This window comes from Streptomyces venezuelae (genome assembly GCF_008642375.1).
Classification (GTDB): domain Bacteria; phylum Actinomycetota; class Actinomycetes; order Streptomycetales; family Streptomycetaceae; genus Streptomyces; species Streptomyces venezuelae_G.
On record NZ_CP029194.1, the window covers coordinates 4,257,045 to 4,274,064 of the forward strand.

At 71.0% G+C, this 17,020-nt stretch carries 17 protein-coding genes; 10 read left to right on the forward strand and 7 right to left on the reverse strand.

The features are described from left to right. The first annotated feature begins 380 nt into the window (after window positions 1-380). The gene (gene serS, locus DEJ46_RS19425; protein WP_150268141.1) at window positions 381-1,670 is read left to right on the forward strand and encodes a serine--tRNA ligase; all 1,290 of its coding nucleotides are present in this window, start codon (window positions 381-383) and stop codon (window positions 1,668-1,670) included. Next, the gene (locus DEJ46_RS19430; protein ID WP_150268143.1) at window positions 1,667-2,473 is read left to right on the forward strand and encodes an HAD family hydrolase; all 807 of its coding nucleotides are present in this window, start codon (window positions 1,667-1,669) and stop codon (window positions 2,471-2,473) included. The genes serS and DEJ46_RS19430 overlap by 4 nt, the downstream gene beginning before the upstream one ends. Window positions 2,474-2,607: 134 nt before the next feature. On the opposite strand, the gene DEJ46_RS19435 is transcribed toward DEJ46_RS19430, so the two are convergent. Beyond that, complete coding sequence (locus tag DEJ46_RS19435) at window positions 2,608-3,267, reverse strand: rhomboid-like protein (protein WP_150268145.1); 660 nt, start codon at window positions 3,265-3,267, stop codon at window positions 2,608-2,610. A 35-nt stretch (window positions 3,268-3,302) separates the two neighbouring features. Further along, window positions 3,303-4,706 carry a dihydrolipoyl dehydrogenase gene (lpdA, locus tag DEJ46_RS19440; protein ID WP_024760475.1) on the reverse strand — a complete coding sequence of 468 codons (1,404 nt, stop codon included), beginning with the start codon at window positions 4,704-4,706 and terminating at the stop codon, window positions 3,303-3,305. A 123-nt stretch (window positions 4,707-4,829) separates the two neighbouring features. Here lpdA and DEJ46_RS19445 point away from each other — a divergent pair, with 123 nt between their 5' ends. Beyond that, the gene (locus DEJ46_RS19445) at window positions 4,830-5,519 is read left to right on the forward strand and encodes a FadR/GntR family transcriptional regulator (protein ID WP_150268146.1); all 690 of its coding nucleotides are present in this window, start codon (window positions 4,830-4,832) and stop codon (window positions 5,517-5,519) included. Continuing rightward, window positions 5,516-6,826, forward strand: a complete 1,311-nt coding sequence (locus DEJ46_RS19450) for a CynX/NimT family MFS transporter (protein WP_150268148.1) — start codon at window positions 5,516-5,518, stop codon at window positions 6,824-6,826. The genes DEJ46_RS19445 and DEJ46_RS19450 overlap by 4 nt, the downstream gene beginning before the upstream one ends. Before the next feature lie 111 nt (window positions 6,827-6,937). Here the strand turns inward: DEJ46_RS19450 and DEJ46_RS19455 are convergent, their stop codons facing one another. The 4 genes from DEJ46_RS19455 to DEJ46_RS19470 are packed head-to-tail and all read right to left on the reverse strand — an operon-like array spanning window position 6,938 to window position 10,453. After that, entirely contained in the window at window positions 6,938-7,657 is a 720-nt protein-coding gene (locus DEJ46_RS19455) for an ABC transporter permease (RefSeq protein ID WP_150268151.1), read from the reverse strand. 14 nt (window positions 7,658-7,671) lie between these two features. After that, entirely contained in the window at window positions 7,672-8,583 is a 912-nt protein-coding gene (locus DEJ46_RS19460; RefSeq protein ID WP_150268153.1) for an ABC transporter ATP-binding protein, read from the reverse strand. Beyond that, window positions 8,580-9,491 (reverse strand): ABC transporter permease, encoded by a 912-nt coding sequence (locus DEJ46_RS19465; protein WP_150268155.1) that lies wholly within the window; start codon window positions 9,489-9,491, stop codon window positions 8,580-8,582. Before DEJ46_RS19465 ends, DEJ46_RS19460 begins: the two co-directional genes overlap by 4 nt. Continuing rightward, the gene (locus DEJ46_RS19470) at window positions 9,488-10,453 is read right to left on the reverse strand and encodes an ABC transporter ATP-binding protein (protein WP_150274571.1); all 966 of its coding nucleotides are present in this window, start codon (window positions 10,451-10,453) and stop codon (window positions 9,488-9,490) included. Before DEJ46_RS19470 ends, DEJ46_RS19465 begins: the two co-directional genes overlap by 4 nt. A 250-nt stretch (window positions 10,454-10,703) precedes the next feature. Here DEJ46_RS19470 and DEJ46_RS19475 point away from each other — a divergent pair, with 250 nt between their 5' ends. From DEJ46_RS19475 to DEJ46_RS19500, 6 genes are all read left to right on the forward strand, one after another. Further along, window positions 10,704-11,549 carry a M24 family metallopeptidase gene (locus tag DEJ46_RS19475; protein WP_190622753.1) on the forward strand — a complete coding sequence of 282 codons (846 nt, stop codon included), beginning with the start codon at window positions 10,704-10,706 and terminating at the stop codon, window positions 11,547-11,549. Next, window positions 11,549-13,399 (forward strand): SDR family oxidoreductase, encoded by a 1,851-nt coding sequence (locus DEJ46_RS19480; RefSeq protein WP_150268158.1) that lies wholly within the window; start codon window positions 11,549-11,551, stop codon window positions 13,397-13,399. The genes DEJ46_RS19475 and DEJ46_RS19480 overlap by 1 nt, the downstream gene beginning before the upstream one ends. Window positions 13,400-13,521: 122 nt before the next feature. Next, entirely contained in the window at window positions 13,522-14,451 is a 930-nt protein-coding gene (locus DEJ46_RS19485) for a MerR family transcriptional regulator (RefSeq protein ID WP_150268160.1), read from the forward strand. Window positions 14,452-14,566: 115 nt separating this feature from the next. Next, window positions 14,567-15,109, forward strand: coding sequence for an RNA 2'-phosphotransferase (locus DEJ46_RS19490; RefSeq protein ID WP_150268163.1), 543 nt, complete (start codon window positions 14,567-14,569; stop codon window positions 15,107-15,109). A 39-nt stretch (window positions 15,110-15,148) separates the two neighbouring features. Continuing rightward, window positions 15,149-15,601: a hypothetical protein gene (locus tag DEJ46_RS19495; RefSeq protein ID WP_150268165.1), complete on the forward strand. Its 453-nt coding sequence runs from the start codon at window positions 15,149-15,151 to the stop codon at window positions 15,599-15,601. A 29-nt stretch (window positions 15,602-15,630) separates the two neighbouring features. Next, window positions 15,631-16,533, forward strand: a complete 903-nt coding sequence (locus DEJ46_RS19500; protein WP_150268167.1) for an LLM class flavin-dependent oxidoreductase — start codon at window positions 15,631-15,633, stop codon at window positions 16,531-16,533. A 56-nt stretch (window positions 16,534-16,589) separates the two neighbouring features. Here the strand turns inward: DEJ46_RS19500 and DEJ46_RS19505 are convergent, their stop codons facing one another. Beyond that, complete coding sequence (locus tag DEJ46_RS19505; RefSeq protein WP_150268169.1) at window positions 16,590-17,018, reverse strand: DUF6083 domain-containing protein; 429 nt, start codon at window positions 17,016-17,018, stop codon at window positions 16,590-16,592. Between the last annotated feature and the right edge of the window lie 2 nt (window positions 17,019-17,020).

Below are 17,020 nucleotides of genomic sequence, written 5' to 3' on the forward strand. Positions count from 1 at the left end.
GGCATGACTCGCCCTGGGGACAAGTCGACATCACAATCCGACATGGTCGACAAATCCCCCCAGTCGCTCCCCGGCCCCGCCTCGGTCGTCCACAGTGCGCAGATGACGCGTTCGTCACCGTGTTTCCGGGGATCAACTCTTTGGAGCGAGCATTTCCCACCCGAATGAGTGGGCGAATGACGTTTGATCACGGAATTGCCAGGTCCGTGGCGAGGAATCCCCGTGATCGTCCCCGTAGTCCACAGAACTTCCACACAGCCTGTGGATAAGTAAATGCGGCGGCCCGCGGTCCGCTTTTCCTGGAGCGGCAATTCGGGCAAAACAACACGCGCGACCTTATCCGGTGGGGGCGCGCAAGCGGGCACCGGTAGCCTGGTGGGGTGATTGACCTTCGCCTGCTCCGTGAGGACCCCGACCGTGTTCGCGCCTCCCAGCGCGCCCGTGGAGAGGACGTCGCGCTCGTCGACGCCCTGCTCTCCGCCGATGAGCGGCGCAGGTCGTCCGGCGTCCGCTTCGACGAGCTCCGATCCGAGCAGAAGGCGCTCGGAAAGCTGATCCCCAGGGCCACGCCCGAGGAGCGCGCCGAGCTCCTGCAGAAGGCGGAACAGCTCAAGACCGACGTCAAGGCCGCCGAGGCCGAGCAGAACGAGGCCGACGAGACGGCCAAGCGGCTCCTGCTCCAGCTCGGGAACATCGTCCACACGGACGTCCCGGTCGGCGGCGAGGAGGACTTCGTCGTCCTGGAGACGCACGGCACCATCCGCGACTTCGCGGCCGAGGGCTTCGAGCCCAAGGACCACCTGGAGCTGGGCGAGGCCCTCGGCGCCATCGACGTCGAGCGGGGCGCCAAGGTCTCCGGCTCGCGCTTCTACTACCTGACCGGCGTGGGCGCCCTCCTGGAGCTCGCCCTGGTCAACGCGGCGATCGCCCAGGCCACCGAGGCCGGCTTCATCCCGATGCTGACCCCGGCGCTGGTCCGCCCGCGCGCCATGGAGGGCACCGGCTTCCTCGGCCAGGCCGCGGAGAACGTGTACCACCTGGAGAAGGACGACTACTACCTCGTCGGCACCTCCGAGGTCCCCCTCGCCGCGTACCACATGGACGAGATCATCGACGCCGACAAGCTGCCCCTGCGGTACGCGGGCTTCTCGCCCTGCTTCCGCCGCGAGGCCGGCACGTACGGCAAGGACACCCGCGGCATCTTCCGCGTCCACCAGTTCGACAAGGTCGAGATGTTCTCGTACGTCGCGCCCGAGGACGCGGAGAACGAGCACAAGCGACTCCTGGACTGGGAGAAGCAGTGGCTGACCGCCCTGGAGCTGCCCTTCCAGGTCATCGACGTCGCCACCGGCGACCTCGGCTCCTCCGCCTCCCGCAAGTTCGACTGCGAGGCGTGGATCCCGACCCAGGGCAAGTACCGCGAGCTCACCTCCGCCTCGAACTGCGACAGCTTCCAGGCCCGCCGCCTCTCCGTCCGCATGCGCGACGAGCAGGGCGGCAAGAAGACCGTGCAGCCGCTGGCCACCCTGAACGGCACGCTGTGCGCCGTACCGCGCACGATCGTGGCGATCCTGGAGAACCACCAGCTGCCCGACGGTTCCGTGCGCGTCCCGGAGATGCTGCGGCCCTACCTCGGTGGCCGTGAGGTCCTGGAGCCGATCGCCAAGTGAGCCCCTTCCCCTACCGCCTGGTGGCGACGGACCTCGACGGCACGCTGCTGCGCGCCGACGAGTCCGTCTCGGCCCGCACCCGGGACGCGCTCGCCGCCGTCACGGAGGCGGGCGCGGCGCACATCGTCGTCACCGGCCGGGCGGTGCCCTGGACGCGGCACATCCTCGACGACCTCGGCTACGAGGGGATCGCGGTGTGCGGGCAGGGCGCGCAGGTCTACCACGCCGGTGAGCACCGGCTGCTGACCTCGCTGACCCTGGACCGGCAGCTCGCCGGACTCGCCCTCTCCAAGCTCGAGGCGGAGGTCGGCCCGCTGGCGGTGGCCGCCAGTCGCGACGGCCTGGAGGGCGAGGTCCTGATGGGCCCCGGCTACCGGGTCCAGGAGGGGCCCCTGCCGTACGTCCCGTACGAGGATCCGGCGGAGCTGTGGGCGGCGCCGCTGACCAAGCTCTACATCCAGCACCCGACGCTGAGCGACGACGAGCTGACGCGGATCTCCCGGGAGACGGTCGGCGGGCTCGTGGACGTCGTCATGGCGGGTCCGGGGATCGTGGAGATCCTCCCGCTCGGCCTGAGCAAGGCCACGGGGCTCTCCCTGGCCGCGCGCCGGCTGGGCGTGAAGGCCGCGGACACGATCGCCTTCGGCGACATGCCGAACGACATCCCGATGTTCGCCTGGGCGGCACACGGTGTCGCGATGGGCAACGCACACGAGGAGCTGCGGTCGGTGGCGAACGAGGTGACGGCCTCCAACGAGGAGGACGGCATCGCGGTCGTTCTGGAGCGCCTGCTGAGCGCCTGACCCTCCGAGAACCGCCGAAGGCCCGCCCCCCGTCAAGGGAGCGGGCCTTCGCGGTTCACGGCCTCGCGCGGACGCACACGCACGCGCGCTCGAAGCGGCCGCTTTCCGGGAGATCCCCCGTTTCTCCCGCACAACTAGTGTGCGCCGGAGCCGTGTTCGGGAGCGACTGGTTTTCCGCGGGTCAGCGGGTAGCAGGCGAGGCCGATCGCCAGCGAGATCGCGTGGCCGAGGTCGGTGTACGTCCGGTCGGTGGCGAGCGGTACGAGGAAGAACGCGAGCACTCCGGCCAGGTAGAGCCGGCGCCAGGGGCGCGCCAGCCGGTAGGTCAGGATCCCGGCCGAGGCGGCGAGCCCATAGCTGACCCCGATGTCGACGGCGTGCGCCATGCTGCGCGGCACGTCGTGGAGCCGGATGGCCGCCAGGACCACCTGCTGGCTGATGAGCGTCGCCGCGATGTGCGCCGTCGCGACGGTGAAGAGCCATTTCGCGGTGCCGAGCCAGCGTTCCACGGGGGCGTGCAGGACCTCGAAGAGCACCGCGTACAGCAGGAGGTCGGCCGGGTCCTCGATCCAGAACGCGCTGCCGAGCAGGGCCCGTACGGGGTGGTGCGAGAGCTGGTGGAGATTGCTGCTGTTGCGGTGGAGGAGATAGGTCTCCAGGCCCGCGGGGGAGAGCGCGATGACGAGGCTGGTGAACGCGATGATCGCCAGCCACACATGCGTACCGGGTGACGAACGCACCCACGACCTGATCGGCCGGGACGGTTCGCCACCCGGAGAGGTTTCACTCGGCACCTTTCAGTGCCTATCACTCCAAGATGGGAGAAACCTCAGAAATTGATCATGTGTCCGGCAATGCCGTGAATCGCTTCCTTCACGGCCTCGCCCAGCGTCGGGTGCGCGTGGACGTTCCGGGCGACCTCGTGGACGGTGAGGTCCCACTGCTGGGCCAGCGTCAGCTCGGGCAGCAGCTCGGTGACGTCGGGGCCGATCAGGTGGGCGCCGATGATCTCACCGTGCGTGCCGTCGGCGATGATCTTGACGAAGCCCGTGGCGTCGCCCAGACCGTGCGCCTTGCCGTTCGCCACGAAGGGGAACTTGGCGACCTTGACGTCGAAGCCCTTCTCACGGGCCTGCGCCTCGGTCCAGCCGAAGCTGGCGATCTGCGGCTGGCAGTAGGTCGCCCGCGGGATCATCGGGTAGTCGAGCTCCATCGTCTCGGCGTCCCCGATGGTCTCGGCCGCGATGACGCCCATGGCCTCGGCGGTGTGCGCGAGCATCAGCTTCGCGGTGACGTCACCGATGGCGTAGATGTGCGGCACGGAGGTGCGGCAGCGGCCGTCGACGTCGATCGCGCCGCGCTCGGTCAGCGCGACACCGGTGGCCTCCAGGCCGTAGCCGGTGACGTTCGGGGCGAAGCCGATGGCCTGGAGGACCTTGTCGGCCTCCAGGACCTTCTGGACGCCGTCCTTGCCGGTGACGGTGACGCGGACCTGCGGGCCGGACTCGTCGATGGCCTCGACACGGGTGGAGGTCAGGACGTCGATGCCGAGCTTGCGGTACTGCTTCGCGAGCTCCTTGGAGACCTCCTCGTCCTCCAGCGGGGCGATCCGGTCGAGGAACTCGACGATCGTGACCTTCGTGCCGTAATTGTTCAGCACGTACGCGAACTCGATGCCGATGGCGCCGGCGCCGGCGATGACGATCGACTTCGGGGCGTCCTCGGCGAGGATCTGCTCCTCGTACGACACGACGCGCTCGCTGCGGGCCGTGCCCGGGAGCAGGCGCGGGGTGGCGCCGGTCGCGATGATGCAGTTGTCGAAGGTGATCGTCTCCGAGGTGCCGTCGGCCTTGGCCACCTGGAGGGTGTTCGCGTCGAGGAAGGTGCCCCGGCCGTTGAACTCGGTGATGCCGTTCTTCTTCATGAGGAAGTGGACACCCTTGACCCGGCCGTCCGCGACGGAGCGGCTGCGGCGGAAGGCGTCGCCGTAGTCGAAGGTGACGGTGCCGTCGACCTTGATGCCGAAGGTCTTCGCCTCGTGGTTGAAGATGTGGGCGAGTTCGGCGTTGCGCAGCAGCGCCTTGGTGGGGATGCAGCCGACGTTCAGGCAGACACCGCCCCAGTACTTCTCCTCGACGACCGCGACCCGCTTGCCCAGCTGGGCGGCGCGGATGGCGGCGACGTAGCCGCCGGGGCCAGCTCCGAGTACGACGACGTCGAAGCGGTCTGACATGACTGACTCCCGAGGGTGGTGAGGGTGTTCGGTCCGCGTACGGCCCCACAGTAGTCCGGTGTCCCCCATGCGGTCAGTTGTAGGATGACTGGGCAACCGGGCGAATGGAGAGGTCGGAACGGCATGGCACTCAAGGCGGCGGGGCGGACCTCGCTGGTGGACTCCGTCGTGGAACAACTGCGCGCGCAGCTCACGGACGGGGAGTGGGAGGTCGGCGACCGCATCCCCACCGAGCACGAGCTCGCGCAGCAGCTCGGCGTGGGCCGCAACACCGTCCGCGAGGCGGTCCGGGTCCTCGTCCACGCCGGTCTCCTGGAGTCCCGGCAGGGCAACGGCACCTTCGTCAGGTCGACCACCGACCCGGCCGCCGTCCTGCGCGGGGTGCGCCACGCGGGTGCCGCGGACGTCCTCGAACTGCGGGTCGCCCTGGAGGCGGAGGCCGCCCGGCTCGCGGCCGTACGCCGGGACACCCACGACCTGCTGCGACTGCGGGCGGCCCTGACCACGCTGCGGGAGGAGGGCGACCGGGACGCGGACGCCGACCTCGCCTTCCACCTGGCGGTCGTGGGCGCGACGCACAACGCGACCTTCGTCGAGGTGTACCGCTTCTTCTCCGCCCAGGTGCACGAGGTGCTGGTGGAGGCGCTCGGCGACCGCGAGATGCCGCCCGTCGACATCGACGCCCACGAGGCCCTCGTGGAGGCGGTCGAGGCGGGCGACCCGGAGGCGGCGGAGCGCCAGGCCCGGGAGCTGCTGCGGGTCCCGAGGGAGACGGTGGCGGCCCTGACCGACGGGACGAGCCGGAACCGATGAGCACCGACATACGTACGGCGGACGAGGTCCGAGCAGGAGTCTCCGACGCCGGGGCCGCGGCCGAGGTCGGGGCCGGGGCCGGGGCCGGGGTCCTGCGGCCGGCCGAAGGGGTCGCCGCCCGGCGCGCGTTGCTCGCGCACCCGGCGGTGCTGCTGGTCGGGATCGTGCTGGCCTCGCTGAACATGCGGGTCGCCCTGGCGAGCGTGGCGCCCCTGGTCGGCGAGATCTCCGCCGCCTTCGGGCTCTCCTCGACGGCGAGCTCGCTCGTCACCTCGGTCCCGGTCCTCTTCCTCGGCGCGGGCGCGCTGGTCGCTCCGTGGCTGGGCCGCCGCTTCGGCGCGGAGCGGGTGCTGTTCGCCGCGCTCCTGCTGCTCGGCGTCGGCATCCTCGTGCGCGTGCTGCCGTCCGTGTACGCGCTGTACGGCGGCGGGATCCTCGTCGGCACGGCGATCGCCCTGCTGAACGTCCTGATGCCGGGACTGATCAAGCGGGACTTCCCGGACCGGGCCGCGGCGATGACCTCCGTCTACACGGGCGCGCTGATCGCGGGCGCGACGGTGGCGGCGGCGGCCTCGGTGCCGCTGGAGGAGGCCCTCGGCGGCGGTTGGGAGGCCTCGCTCGGCTTCTGGTCGCTGCTCGCCGGGGTCGCGGCGCTCGCATGGCTTCCGCAGGTGCTGATCGCCAAGGGGCGTACGGGCCATGAGGTACGGGCCGTCGCGGCCGGCGGCGCCGGGCCGGTGAGCGTCTGGCGCTCGCCGCTTGCCTGGCAGGTGACCCTGTTCATGGGCGGCCAGTCGCTCTGGTCCTACGTCCTGATCGCCTGGATGCCGACGATCTTCACCGACCACGGGATGAGCCGCTCCACGGCGGGGGTGATCTTCGCCTTCAACACCCTGACCCAGATCGTGGGCGCCTTCGCGGTGCCCCTCCTCGCGGGCCGGATGCGGAGTCAGCGCCCGCTGATCGTCCTGGTCACGACGCTGGTCGCGGCCGGTTACACCGGTCTGCTCGTCGCACCGGCCGAGGGCGCCTGGCTCTGGGCGGCGCTGCTCGGCGTCGGCCAGGGCGGCGCGCTCGGCCTCGCCCTGACCCTGATCGTGCTGCGCTCGGGGGACGCGGTGACCGCGTCCAGGCTGTCGGGGATGGCCCAGACGGTCGGCTATCTGCTCGCCGCGGCGGGCCCGCTGGCCGCCGGCGCCCTGCACCAGGCCACCGGCTCCTGGACGCTGCCGATCTCCCTCGTCCTGGGCGTCTGCGCGGCCTCCCTCGCCGTGGGCCTGCTCGCGGCCCGCAACCGCACGGTCTGAGTCACGCGGTGGGCGGGTGAGGGGTGGCGGTACGGCTCCGGGGTGGGCCTCCCGGAGCCGGGGCGACGACCCTCGGAGCCGTACCGCCGCTGTCTCGTCCCGTTCCTGGGCCTACTCCTCGCCCGCCAGGGTCAGCGTCCGCAGCTTGTGGCCGGCGAACCAGGTCGCCGCGACCGTGACCGCCGCGAGGAGCACGGTCGCCGTGGTGAGACCGACCTCGGAGTCGATCAGACCGTCGCCGGTGACCTTCTCCGCGAGCGCGAGCGACCACTGCTGGACGCTCAGGGTCTTGGCGCCGGAGATCAGGGAGCCGAAGAGGGTCTCCCAGACCAGGGCGTACACCAGGCCGATGACCACCGCGTGCCGGCTGATCGTGCCGAGCAGCAGGAAGATCGCGCTGTAGGCGATGGAGGCCACCAGGGCCGCCACCGTGTACGCCACCGCGACCTGCTGGCCGTTGCCGTTGAGCACGAAGCCGGCGATCAGCGTCGGCACCGCCGAGAAGACCATGGTGACGGCGATCGCCACGATGAGCTTCGTGAAGATGATCGTGGGTCGCTTCACCGGCTTGGACAGCAGGTAGACGATCGAGCCGTCGTCGATCTCCGGCCCTATCGCGCCCGTCCCGGCGATCACACCGATCAGCGGCACCATCGTGGCCAGCGCGAAGCCGCCCAGGACGTCGGCGGCGACTTGGTCGTCCGCGCCGTTGAAGCCGCGCACCGCCGCCGCGATGAGCACCAGCATGGCGGGCAGCAGGAAGAGGATCAGCGCACGCCGGCGGCCGAGGAGGGCCCGGTAGGTGAGCCGGGCGACTGTGGGGTTGTACATCGGTCAGGCTCCTTTCAGGCCGCGACGAGGTACGAGAAGACCGATTCGAGGGACTCGTCCGAGGGCGAGACCGTCAGGAGGCGGATGCCCCGGTCCTTCGCGACCTGGGGCAGCAGCTCCGTGAACCGCCCGAAGTCCACCGCCTGGACGCGCAGTCCGCCCTCCGCATGGTCGACCTCGATCCCGGCCGTGGACGGGTCGGCGATCAGCGCGGCGGCCAGCGCCCGGTCGTCGCTGGAGCGGACGAGGTAGCGGTGCGGCCGGTCCGTCATGAGCCGGCGGATCTTGCGGAAGTCGCCGGAGGCCGCGTGCCGGCCGGCCACGATGACCTCGATGTGCGAGGCGAGCTGCTCGACCTCCTCCAGGATGTGCGAGGAGAAGAGGACCGTACGGCCCTCCGCGCCCATCCGCCTCAGCAGGTCCATCAGCTGCATGCGCTGGCGCGGGTCCATGCCGTTGAACGGCTCGTCCAGGAGGAGCACGGACGGCTGGTGCACGAGGGCCGAGGCCATCTTCACGCGCTGCCGCATGCCCTTGCTGTACGTGGAGATCTTGCGGTCCTGGGCGTACTCCATCTCGACCGTGGCCAGGGCCTCCTGGGCCTCCTTGGCACCGAGGCCCTGCAGTTCCGCGTTGGCCACGACGAACTCGCGACCGGTCAGGAAGTCGTACATCGCCTCCCGCTCGGGGACGACACCGATCTGGCGGTAGACGGACTCGTTCCCCCAGATCTTCTGTCCGTCGAGCGTGACGCTGCCCGTGGAGGGGTCGAGGAAGCCGCCCATCATGTTGATCAGGGTGGACTTCCCGGCGCCGTTCGGCCCGAGGAGGCCGGTGACGCCCGGGCCCACCGACATCGTGACGTCGTTCACGGCCACGACGTTTCCGAACCAGCGGGAGACGTGGTCGATGTGGAGGGTGGTCACAGCCCGACCTTTCGGTAGCGGCGCATCAGGATGCCGTACGAGCCGGCGATGAGCGCGAGGACGACCAGCACGTAGACCACACCGACACCGGCGCCCGGGCCCCCACCGTCGGGGAAGGCGCTGGGCGCGCCGAGGAAGGCGGTCTGCAGGCCGTCGATGAGGGTCATCGGCGAGAAGAGGCCGAGCCACTGGATGGCGCCCTGGTTCTCCGTGACGTAGGCGATGCCCATGAGAGTGGACACCGCGCCGTAGGAGACGGTCAGGACGGCGATGACGGCGGCGACGCCGAAGCCGCGGCGCGGCGTGAGGGCCGCCATGACGAGGCCTATGCCGCCGAAGAGCAGCGAGAGCAGGGCCACGGAGACGAGCCCCTGGCCGAACATCTTGGTCTGCTCGGCGAAGTCCAGCTTCGCGAGCAGCGAGCCGATCCAGAGGATCAGCAGCGGGGACGCGGTCAGGACGAAGAGCGCCGAGGCCATCGCGCCGAACTTGGCGAGGACGTAGTCCGCGCGCTCGATCGGACGGGAGAAGTACAGCGGCACCGTCCTGAACCGGAGGTCCCGGGAGACGGACTGGGGCGCCTGCGAGGCCAGGTAGATGCTGATGACGACCTGGAGGTAGATCGCGTACTCGGTGTACTCGATCGAGAGCTTGGACTGCTTCGCGACCACGGCGACCGCGACGATGATCAGCGCCGGGACGCACATCACCGCGAAGAGCAGCATCGGCAGCACCTTCGACTTGGCGCTGCGGCCGAGGCCGTAGGCACCGCGCAGGGACTGCGAGAAGAGCGACCGGCGCGCGTAGGCCCGGCCGAGGCGCGGACCGTCGTAGGACCGGTAGCCGATGTTGTGGATCTGCGTCGTGTCGGGAGCGGCCTGGGAGGGGCGGGGCAGCTGGGTGCTCATCGGGCCGGCACCTCCTCGTGCCGCGGGGGCGTCTCGGGCCGGAAGACCTCGGCGATGTGGTGGCGGCGCTGCTCCATGCGGACGAGACCGAGGCCGAGACCGGCGACGGTGTCCCGCACGAGGTCGTACGTCTCCTCGCCGGCCGCCTCCAGGAGCAGGATGTGGCCGGCGCCCGGCAGGCCTTCCTCCACACCCGGGTGGAGCACGACACCGGCTTCGGTGAGGGCCGCGCGGAGCGCGCCCGTGCCGTCGGGGTGGGTGTCCGAGTCGGTGACCTCGACCGCGAGCGTCGTGGTGGTCCGGGTGAAGTCGCTGGTGGAGCTGGAGCGGAGCAGCTGCCCGCCGTCGATGACGACGACGTGGTCGCAGGTGCGCTCCAGCTCACCGAGGAGGTGCGAGGTCACGAGGACGGAGATGCCGAAGTCGGTCCAGACGCGGCGGATCAGTCCGAGCATCTCGTCGCGGCCGACCGGGTCGAGGCCGTTGGTCGGCTCGTCGAGGAGGACCAGCTTCGGGTCGTGGACGAGGGCCTGCGCGAGCTTCACCCGCTGCTTCATGCCCGTCGAGTAGCCGCCTATGGGGCGGTACCGCTCCTCGTACAGGCCGACGTGGCGGAGGGTGTCGGCGGTCCGCTCGCGGGCCGCGGTCGCGGGCAGGCCCGACATCCGCGCCATGTGGACGACGAACTCGGTGGCCGAGACGTCCGGGGGCAGGCAGTCGTGCTCCGGCATGTAGCCGACCTGCTCACGGATCCGCGCACCGGAGGTGCTGACGTCGAGGCCGAGCACCTCGGCGCGGCCCTCCGTGGCGGGGGAGAGTCCGAGCAGGATTTTGATCATGGTGGACTTGCCGGCTCCGTTGGCACCCACCAGTCCGGTCACACCGGGCCCGATGTCCAGGGAGAGCCGGTCGAGAGCGGTCACCCGGGGGAACCGCTTGCTGAGGCTTTCGGTCGCGATCACAGTCACGGTACGACCGTAGTGGCGTGCGCCACAGCGGTCGTCAGCCCAACGGCTCGATCCTTCTCCGACCATAGGAGTACAAGCCCGTAGGGGAGTCGCGACAAAAGTCTTTTTCCACAGGCCGCGGCTCGGCCTTTTCCACAGGCCGGCGTCCGACCTCTTGACTCAGCCGCCGGGCATTGTCACATTCATCGGTGTCAAGTTACGGACGCGTAGTGCGATCGGGCGCTCACACGGGACGGCGGATGGCATGGGCTCAGCAGTGGCACGCGAACTCTCCGCGGAGTTGCGGGGATTCAAGGAAGTACAGCGGCTCTCGTACGAGTGCGCGGAAGCCGTCGCGGCGCAGCTCAAGCCCGGCGTCACGGAGCGCGAGGCCGCCCGGATGCAGCGGGAGTGGCTGTACGAGCGCGGGGTGCGGGACTGGTTCCACCGGCCGTTCGCCTGGTTCGGGGACCGCACGGCCTTCGTCGACTTCAAGATCCCCCTGCAGTTCTTCCCGACGAACCGTCGCCTGGAGGCGGGGATGCCGTTCATCCTCGACATGGCGCCGGTCTACAAGGGCCGCACCGCCGACATCGGCTACAGCGGCTGCCTGGGCCTCAACCCCCTGCACGACAAGCTGCTCGACGACCTCCGCGACCACCGCGATCTGATCCTGCGCGAAGTCCGCGAGCGCCGCACGCTGCGCGAGATATACGAGGACGTGGACCGGCTCATGGTCCGCCAGGGCTATGCGAACCGGCACCGGGCCTATCCCTTCGGCGTCATCGCCCACAAGATCGACCAGGTGAAGGAGCGTCGCTGGTCGCCGACGCTCTTCGGCTTCGGCACGCAGGCACTCAAGGGCCTCGCGAGCGACGCGATCCACGGCCACCGGGACGGCTGGTCGCCGCTCTGGTCGCCTTACACGTTCTCCGACCACCCGCCCGTGCCCGGGCTGTGGGCGGTCGAGCCGCACCTCGGATTCCGGGGTACGGGCGCGAAGTTCGAGGAGATCCTGGTCGTCACCGACTCGAAGGATCCCGAGCAGAGCGCGTTCTGGCTGGACGACGATCTGCCGCACGTGCGGCGCTGGAACGAGGGGGCGGTCTGATGGCAGGGCTCAAGGGCTCAGGGCCCGCGGGCGCGGGCGCGGGACAGGGTGCGGCACTCAAGGGCTCGCGGGAGCGCTGGGTCCGCACGGGCGGGGTCGAGCTGTGTGTCGCCGAGCTCGGCGAAGCGGACCGGCCGACCGTGGTGCTCGTGCACGGCTACCCGGATTCCAAGGAGGTCTGGTCGGACGTCGCGGCCCGGCTGGCCGAGGAGTTCCACGTGGTGCTGTACGACGTCCGGGGCCACGGCCGGTCGACGGCCCCGGCCCCGCTGCGCGGCGGCTTCACCCTGGAGAAACTGACGGACGACTTCCTCGCGGTCGCCGACGCCGTCAGCCCGGACCGGCCGGTCCATCTCGTCGGCCACGACTGGGGCTCGGTGCAGTCCTGGGAGTTCGCCACCGTCCCGCGCACCGAGGGGCGGATCGCGTCCTTCACCTCGATGTCGGGACCGAGCCTCGATCACTTCGGGCACTGGATCAAGCAGCGGATGGCCAGGCCCACCCCGCGCCGGGTCGGGCAGCTCCTCGGCCAGGGCGCCAAGTCCTGGTACGTGTACATGCTGCACACGCCCGTACTGCCGGAGCTCGCCTGGCGCGGGCCGCTCGGCAAGCGCTGGCCGAAGATCCTGGAGCGGGTCGAGAAGGTCCCCGCCGGCGACTACCCGACGCCCTCGCTGCCGAGCGACGCGGCGCACGGCGCCTGGCTCTACCGGGACAACGTCCGTGCCCGGCTCGGCAGGCCGCGCCCCGACGCGTACGCGCACGCGCCCGTGCAGCTGATCACGCCGACCGGTGACGCCTTCCTGTCCGAGCGGCTCTACGACGACCTGGGCTCCTGGGTGCCGGACCTGACCCGGCGCACCCTGCCGGCCAAGCACTGGGTGCCGCGCACGCGGCCGGACCAGCTGTCGGCCTGGATCGCCGAGTTCGTCCGGGGCAACGAGGAACCGGCGGCCGGGGCCTCGGGTCCGCACCGGCCCGTCGCGGCGACGGCGGCGAAGGGCGGGGTGAAGCCCGAGTACGCGGAGCGGTTCGGCGGGCAGCTGGTCCTGGTGACCGGGGCCGCCAGCGGTATCGGGCGGGCCACCGCCTTCGCGTTCGCGGAGGCCGGTGCCCGGGTCGTGGCGGTGGACCGGGACGCCGAGGGCGCGGGCCGTACGGCCGAGATGGCGCGGCTGATCGGCGCGCCCGAGGCCTGGGGCGAGACCGCCGACGTCGCCGACGAGCAGGCGATGGAGAAGCTGGCCGCGAAGGTGGCGAGCGAGTACGGAGTCGTCGACGTCCTGGTCAACAACGCGGGCATCGGGCTCACCGGCTCCTTCTTCGAGACGACGAGCGAGGAGTGGAAGCGGGTCCTGGACGTCAATCTGTGGGGCGTGATCCACGGGTGCAGGATCTTCGGCGCGCAGATGACCGCGCGCGGCCAGGGCGGGCACATCGTGAACACCGCCTCCGCGGCGGCCTTCCAGCCCTCCCGGGCGCTGCCCGCGTACAGCACCTCGAAGGCGGCCGTGCTGATGCTCAGCGAGTGCCTGCGCGCCGAACTGGCCGACCAGGGCATCGGGGTGTCCGCGATCTGCCCCGGCATCGTCAACACCAACATCACCGCGACCACGCGGTTCGCGGGGGTCGCGGACGCGGCGGAGGAGAACCGGCGCCAGAAGAAGGCGTCCCGGCTCTACGGCCTGCGGAACTACCCGCCGGAGAAGGTCGCGGACGCGATCCTGGGGGCGGTCCTGCATGACCGGGCCGTCGTCCCGGTGACCCCGGAGGCCCGGGGCATACACGCCCTTTCCAGGCTGAGTCCCGGCGTCCTGCGGGCGTTCGCCCGCTGGCAGCCGCCCGCGTAGGCGGATCCCGCCCTCGGCGTCCGACGGGCGCGGAGGGCGGGATCCGGCCGGGCGGTCGTACGATCCCTCCCAGGAGGGGCCCCGCGGCGACGGGGTGCGGGAAGCGGGCGGTGGGAGCGGGTTTGTCCGAGCAATCAGCACAGCCGGAGTACCGGATCGAGGACCTCGCGCATCACAGCGGCGCCACGGTCCGGACCATCCGCGCCTACCAGGACCGCGGACTGCTGCCCCGCCCCGAGCGGCGCGGCAGGTCGAACGTGTACGGGGACGCGCACCTCGCCCGGCTTCGCCAGATCGCCGATCTCCTCGACCGCGGCTACACCCTGGCCTCGATCAAGGAGCTCCTGGAGGCCTGGGACACCGGCCGGGGCCTCGGCGGCGTGCTCGGCCTGGTCGCGGAGGTCCAGGGGCCGTGGACGGACGAGGAGGCGGCCCGGATCTCCCGCGCGGAGCTGGACGCCCGCTTCGGCGGCACTCCGGACGAGGACGCCATCCGGGAGGCCGTCGAGCTCGGCGTACTGGAGCGGCTCCCCGACCGGGAGGCGGAGGAGTACCTCGTACCGAGTCCGCAAGAGCTCGCCGTGGCCGTCGAGTTGTACGCGGCCGGGGTACCGCTTCCGGCAATCACCGGGCACCTGCGGGAGCTTCGCGATCAGGTCGAGCACATCGCCTCCCGCTTCCTGGAGTTCACGACCGAGCACGTCTTCGCGCGCTATCTGGAGCACCGGCCGCCGACGGACGCGGACGCGGCCGAGGCGGCGACGATGGTGCGACGGCTCCGGCCGCTCGCCCAGCAGACGGTCGACGCCGAACTGGCTCGGGCGATGCGCCTGTTGGCGACCCGGCACCTTCAGCTCCACCTGTCGCCCGACGCCCCGCCGACACAGGGTGAAGAGCCCCGCTCGGTGGCCCTTCCGGCCGACACTGTTCGGGCTGTACAGAGCTTGGTTGGTGTCGACGGTGTCGCCGCGTTCATCACGGCCGCGACGGAACGGGAAGTAGGGAAAAGGACATTGGACTCCCTTGCCTCAAATGGCGTCATAACCAGCTAAGTCCATCAATTGCCCTGAAATAATTGAGGTGTTGTCCACAGAATCGCCAACTAGCCTGTGGATAAACGGCTTTGCTTGTGGATCAAACATGCCCACTCGATTTCATGGGAGAACAATGGACGAACGGCGCACCGTGAAGGTGTCGAAGTACCTCTCCAAGCATCTGCGCCACCAGCCCGAGCGCATCGGCCTCGTCCTCGACGCGCAGGGCTGGACCGAGATCGACGCGCTCCTGAGGGCGACGGCCGCGCACGGCTTCCCGATCACCCGCGAGGAACTCGGCCACGTCGTCGCGACCAACGACAAGAAGCGCTTCGCGATCGAGGGGACCCGCATCCGCGCGAGCCAGGGCCACACCGTCGAGGTGGACCTGGACCTGCCGGTCGCCGAGCCGCCCGCGTACCTCTACCACGGTACGGTCGCGGACCGGCTTCCCGCGATCCGCACGGAGGGGCTGCGCCCCATGGCCCGCCACCACGTGCACCTCTCCCCCGACCGGGAGACCGCGACCCGGGTCGGCGCCCGGCGCGGCAGGCCGATCGTGCTCAGCGTCGACGCCGGCGCCATGCACCGCGCCGGACACGTCTTCCACGTCAGCGCCAACGGGGTCTGGCTGACCGACGCCGTGCCGCCGCAGTTCCTCCGCCTTCCCTCCTGACATCCGCGGCCGACTGGCGGCTGAGGCATGATCGTCCCCATGGCACACCCGCACCTGCCCACCACCGAGTCGGCCGTCACCGCGATCCGCGAGATCGCCCAGGAGTTCCACCTGGAGATGACGGTGACCGACGACATCGGCGCGGACCAGACCTCCCGGCGCACCTCTTCCGGCGCCTTCGCGGTCCTCGACCCGGACGGATCCCTGCCGCACGAGGCGTACGTCGAACTGGGCGGCTCCCCCTCGCTCACCGTGCAGATCTTCCCCGAGGACGACGCGCGGATCACCGTCGAGAACATCGAGTTCGCCGATGTGCCCCGCGACGCGGTCCCCGCCTTCCTCCGCTCCGTCCTCGGCGGTCTCGCCCATGTGAAGGGCCGGTTCTTCCCGCCCGGCTGGTGGCTGGTCGTCCCGCTCCCCGGCGACACCACGTACAAGGAGCTCGTCCCGGGCAGCTCGCTCACCCCGTGGATGAACCGCAGCGTCCGCTGATCCTTCGCGGACCGCCGTAGGCTCGAACCATGAGCCTGCGTCTGAGCACCGTGATCCTGCCCCGCGACCGTTGGCACGAGGGAGGCCGCGAGAAGTGGCGGCGCGCCGAGGAGCTGGGGTTCCACACGGCGTACACCTACGACCACCTTTCGTGGCGCACCTTCCGTGACGGCCCGTGGTTCGGTGCGCTGCCCACCCTCACCGCCGCCGCCACGGCGACCGAGCGGCTCCGCCTGGGCACGCTCGTGACCTCCCCCAACTTCCGCCACCCCGTGACCCTCGCCAAGGAGCTGATGTCGCTCGACGACATCTCCAAGGGCCGGATCACGCTCGGCATCGGGGCCGGCGGCAACGGCTTCGACGCCACCGCCCTCGGGCAGGAGGCGTGGACGCCGAAGGAGCGGGCCGACCGGTTCGGCGAGTTCGTGCCGCTGCTCGACCGCCTCCTCACCGAGGACGCGGTGACGGCGCCGGGCACGTTCTACTCGGCGGAGGAGGTCCGGAACATCCCCGGCTGCGTCCAGCGCCCGCGGCTTCCGTTCGCGGTGGCGGCGACCGGGCCGCGCGGGCTGCGGCTGGCCGCCCGGTACGGGCAGGCGTGGGTGACGACGGGTGACCCGAAGATCTTCGAGACGGGCACCCCGGAGCAGTCGGTGCAGGCGCTGCGCGGCCAGGTCGAAAAGCTCGGCAAGGCGTGCGCCGACACCGGCCGGGACGTGTCCGAGCTCGACAAGATCCTGCTGACCGGCTTCACGCCGGACCGCGGTCGTCCGCTGGAGTCGCTGGACGCCTTCGTCGACTTCGCCGGCACCCACCGCGACCTCGGCTTCACCGAGCTCGTGATCCACTGGCCGATCGCGGACTCCGACTTCGCCGCGGACCAGGCCGTCTTCGAGAAGATCGCCACCGAGGCCCTGGCCCAGCTGGGCTGAGCCACCCGACACCCCGCCACCGCCGTAGCCCGTCGTAGCTCGCCGTCGCCCCGTGGTCAGGTCGCGCGCCGGGCGTGCCCGCGCCGCAGGGCCAGCAGGACCGGTGAGCCGGTCGGCGCTGGCCGCCCGGGGCAGACGTCGAAGTGGCTGACCCGGCAGGTGTCGGACGGTACGGCGGGACCGAGGTTGACCGCCGTACCGTCGCCCGCGACGCGCCAGCGGCTGCCTGCCGGAACCACACGGGTCGGCAGCTCCCCCGGCTCGATCATGACCCAGCGCCCGCGCACCGTGCGGTGCCACTCGGCGCCGGCCCCGCACGCGCCACAGGTCGCGGCCGACGGCCTCCGCGCGTCCGGCACGGCCCTCCCAATGCGGGCGGCGCGCGTCACGGCCTCGGTCATCCCCGCCAGGACGTCGCCGACCAGCACCGGCTCACGCGCCGGGTGTTCCGCTCCGGCCTGCTCGCAGCTCCCGCAGAGCGCCATCC